Raw genomic sequence first — 947 nt, forward strand, 5'->3', positions numbered from 1 at the left:
TCGCGCCGGTCCGACAGGCGCGACAGGTTGTCGAACACGCCCGGCGCCTGCCGGTAACGCAACAGGTCCTGCTCGGCCGACTCCTTGATCAGCGCGTTGCGCTGGCTGTCCAGCGCCGTGCTGCCGTCGTCATCGATCAGCACCGCCGTGACCGAGTCCGGCGCCAGCACGATGCTGCCCTTGGCATCGGCGGCCGAGTTCAACAGGTGGATGGTGCCGCGCGTGCGCGTGGTGGTCGTGGCCAGCGCCACGCCCTCCTGGCGCACCTGGCGCCCGGCCAGCGTCACGTCACCCTCGGCCGCCACGATCAGGCCGGTGTTGCGCGCCAGGCCGCCGTCCTGGTTCGCCGCCAGGCGCGGCGCGATCTCGTTGCCACGCGTGGTCGACAGGGTGTTCTCGCTGGTGCCCACGCCGCGCCGGATGACGAAGCTGTCGCCGGCGGCAAGCTGCGCCTGGCCGCGCGGCGTGCTGATCGCGCCGGCGTTGTGCACCTCGCTGCCCAGCAGCAGCACGTAGCCGCCGCCCTGCGTGACGCTGCCCGGCGCATGCGTGTCGATGCGCGCGCCCGGCCTGACCTCGACCTTGCCCAGCGCGTCGGTGAAGCTGGGTTCCGTGCCCTGCGCGCCATACAGCCCGCGCTCGCGGAACTGCTCGTCGCTGATCCTGCCGGCCGCGGCCACCAGGTTGCGCACGTTGACCTGGCTGGCGCCGTCGAACACCACGCCGTTGCGGTTGACGATCAGCACCGTGCCCGGCGCCTTGATCTGCCCCTGGATCTGGCTGGGACGGCCGGCCGGGTCGTTGACCCGGTTCAGCACCGCCCACTCGGCCTGCTGGCGGAAGTCCACCGTGGTGTTGCGGCCGACGTTGAAGGTCTGCCAGTTGAGGATGGCGCGGTCGGCGGTCTGGTTGATGGTGACCGTCGTGCGGCCGTTCTCGGTGCTGGA

1 protein-coding gene is annotated in these 947 nt (G+C 71.7%); it reads right to left on the reverse strand.

Annotated features, from left to right (window positions below; genetic code table 11):
* Positions 1-947: filamentous hemagglutinin N-terminal domain-containing protein (locus KDH83_RS30840; protein ID WP_212322864.1), on the reverse strand; the 947-nt coding region annotated here is incomplete at both ends.

The sequence above is a fragment of the Achromobacter sp. Marseille-Q0513 genome (genome assembly GCF_018195695.1).
Classification (GTDB): domain Bacteria; phylum Pseudomonadota; class Gammaproteobacteria; order Burkholderiales; family Burkholderiaceae_B; genus Achromobacter.